This is a genomic window from Paenisporosarcina sp. P4_D4, from assembly GCF_056401835.1.
In genome coordinates, this window is the sequence record NZ_JBFUIO010000192.1 from 1 (window position 1) to 2,959 (window position 2,959).

A 2,959-nucleotide genomic window follows, 5' to 3' on the forward strand; every position below is an offset into this window, starting at 1 on the left:
ATGTTCACAACCGCTGCGATGCTATCGCTTTTTATGACGATCTTGTTATTAGGACCCGGATTCAGCTCAACAGGTACCACCAATTCGTTATACGAACTCATGCTTCCGGTAGTAGGAAAGCTGAGCGTCTGTACTTTGGCTCCATTTACATATATTCCCTTGGTAACATTGGCAGCATCGGTAGCATACCTGATTTTCAATATTTTGTTGCCGCCAGAAGCTCCTCCGTCAACCTTGAGCGACTCGATATATGCTTTTCCATCGTTCATTTTCACGTACTTTCCGCCGGACGGATTTATGTCTTCGCCAGCGGTTGCATATGCGAATACACTATCCTCGGCTTCATACATGCCGGTTGTATTCGGGTGCAGACTCATAGTACCTTCCCATATGGTTTTTTGTGTATTTACATCCCTTCCCTTTATATGTAACTTGTCTTTATATACATCAACAATCATAGCTTGATTATTTAAAACGGCACCGTCTCTTACTGCAGTGAATCCATTGGTGTACATGTTGCCTTCTATCTTAGTATCGTCGTGAAGATGTCCTGTTGTTAAAATAACCTGTGGATATTTTTCAAGGATATTTCTGAACTTCTGTTCCTGTACCAAATTTTCATTATAATTATCCGAAGAATATGACTTGGATACAGTCTGGTGAACAGGATTATGCGTGAACACAAAAATCGGCTTGTCCGGAACAGCATTTTCAGCAAGCTTGCTTTCAAACCAGGCTAACTGTTCGTCGGACATATACGCGTAATTGGTCGGTTTCTTATCAAACCCTAAAAATATGAAGTCATAGTCTTGTATTTCCCGGTGGTAATACACCTTCTCTTCTGGTATTCCTGCCTTTTGTATAAATCTGTTCTTCGCTACATTAAAATCCGGCTGCCAATCGTATTCATGATTTCCCATTGCATAATACACCGGCGGATGATCTTTTACAGAATCGATAGCATTTCTTATGGCGTCATATTCACCGCTATCCCCGAGATTGGTTATATCCCCGGCTAAAACTATTGCACTTACATTATTATTTTTAGCATCCGTTACAGCTTTAGCCGTTTTACCCGTATCGCTATGCGTGTCCGACATTGACATGAAGCTGAAGATAGGATCTTCCGTAGTGTTTTCTGCCCCTGCTGCAGAGCTTTCTGCCGAGATACTGCCTACTACACCCAACAGGGCTACATTCACCAGCATGAGTGATAGAAATGACTTTTTTAGCCTTTTAAGAAATAGCATAATTAATCCTCCTGTTTTTTCTTGTAATACTCAATATGCCGTTTGTCGTCTTGCTTAGCCCGTTAAGGGGTCCCTTAGAGGGGTTGAAAATCAGGGTTTTATATTACTTGATCACTTAGCTGGAAAAATTCGCGTTTTGAAGGCGAAACCCCGTTAACGTCGAATCTTGTTGTCCCTCACTCGTCGTAAAGTTTTTGAGCTAAATTCGCAAGCATTGATCCTATACAACACTTGCTACAAGATCCCCCCCTCCAGAATCAAATTTGCTTAACTGCTTAATAGTAAGTGATAAATTTTAATAGAGTGTATATATAACGTAAATGTTTTGTAATGTTGATATATTGTTATAACCATATAATTCGAAACATTAAGATAATTTCCTATTGTCTTAACCTAAGGCCACCGTGAATATTTGACCAATCGTAATCTTTAGTCAGACAATCCGGTATTGTCTTAACAAATTATAGTAAACTTTATGAAGCTTTAAAAAAAGTTTGATTAAAATTTAGCGAGCATCCTCAATTTCTAGGTAAAAAATAAACCKCGTATTTTGAACAAAGTTTGATCAAAATACGMGGTTTCACCTGTTTATTGCTATTCACTTTTTAAAAAAATGTCGGATTATTTCGGAAATTGAATCTTCAACTAAAGCACCCGTTAGTTTAATAAGGATAATGAGTATATTACTATCTCCTAATTGTTACATTGATTTTTATTCTTCAGCATCCCATAGGTTTATAATGTCGCTCCAAAAAGGAATTCTTTTAATATTTTCAAAATCTATATCCTTATATTCCTTTAAATCGAACTCAACTAAAAGATATGATAATAAGTTTTCACCATAATATATAATATCGGTTTGATATACAGACACAATGGGGTTCCCTTTTTCCAAGGGATTAGATGGTATGTATCTATGAAAATATATTGGTATTAGTTTTGGTGCTTTATTGTAATGCATAGTAGCAATATTTACTGCATCTATTAATGAGGAAGGCTTTTTTCCCCAATCACTCAACCAATAATCATTATGTTCAATATCAAAAATAATGCCTTCTAATGTCCAGTTCAATCGGTTAGTTATGCTTTCAATATTTTCTTTACTTTTATCGATCCAGTTTACAAATCCTTTCGATATAGGTAAGGCAAACATAATGAATTCTTTTAAGTCTGGTGGTAACTGAATGTTGTATAATTTCTCTATTTCATCTATTTCTTTTTCCTTTAATCCTATTGTAAACTCCACACCTTTTTCCTTTAATTTATTTACTATATGAGCTGAATCCATTTATGTTCATACCTCCCTAAAAAATTGTTCAGAAAATCAAATCATATTCTGTACATTCAATTATCATTACTTCCTTTTACTAACCTGCTGCTTAGCTTTAGTTGAATAAGAAAAAAGAGCTACTAAATGCAGCCTGTAATCCTTTACTAAAGCACCCGTTAGTTAAGAAGTTAATTCCAGAAAACTCTTTTCCACAGCCTCATTAAATGAGCATTCTAGGTAACTTTTAAATTTTAATCTGAACTCATTTGGTTGGTGCCAAACTAATTCATCCGTACTGATTTTTCCACTTGTTTTCTCACAAATAAATATTATTCCTTTATAAAATGCACGCTTATCTACAAATAAAGCATCATCTGCAATATTAACGAAGACTCCATTTTCTTTAGTGATTTCAAAATTAATATGTTCAAACGATTTG

At 35.4% G+C, this 2,959-nt stretch carries 3 protein-coding genes; all 3 read right to left on the reverse strand.

All coding sequences use genetic code 11. The annotated features are described in order from the left end of the window. Positions 1–1,250, reverse strand: a 1,250-nt coding sequence (locus tag AC1DSL_RS16840; RefSeq protein WP_477533087.1) for a metallophosphoesterase, incomplete at its 3' end; no start/stop codon positions are given. 712 nt (positions 1,251–1,962) lie between these two features. Further along, complete coding sequence (locus AC1DSL_RS16845) at positions 1,963–2,538, reverse strand: SMI1/KNR4 family protein (RefSeq protein WP_477533088.1); 576 nt, start codon at positions 2,536–2,538, stop codon at positions 1,963–1,965. Between the two features lie 162 nt (positions 2,539–2,700). Then, positions 2,701–2,959, reverse strand: a 259-nt coding sequence (locus AC1DSL_RS16850) for a hypothetical protein (RefSeq protein ID WP_477533089.1), incomplete at its 5' end; no start/stop codon positions are given.

Bases quoted from the DNA above. Each gene is read 5' to 3' on its own strand.
- AC1DSL_RS16845 (WP_477533088.1), bottom strand. From the start codon at position 2,538: ATGGATTCAGCTCATATAGTAAATAAATTAAAGGAAAAAGGTGTGGAG.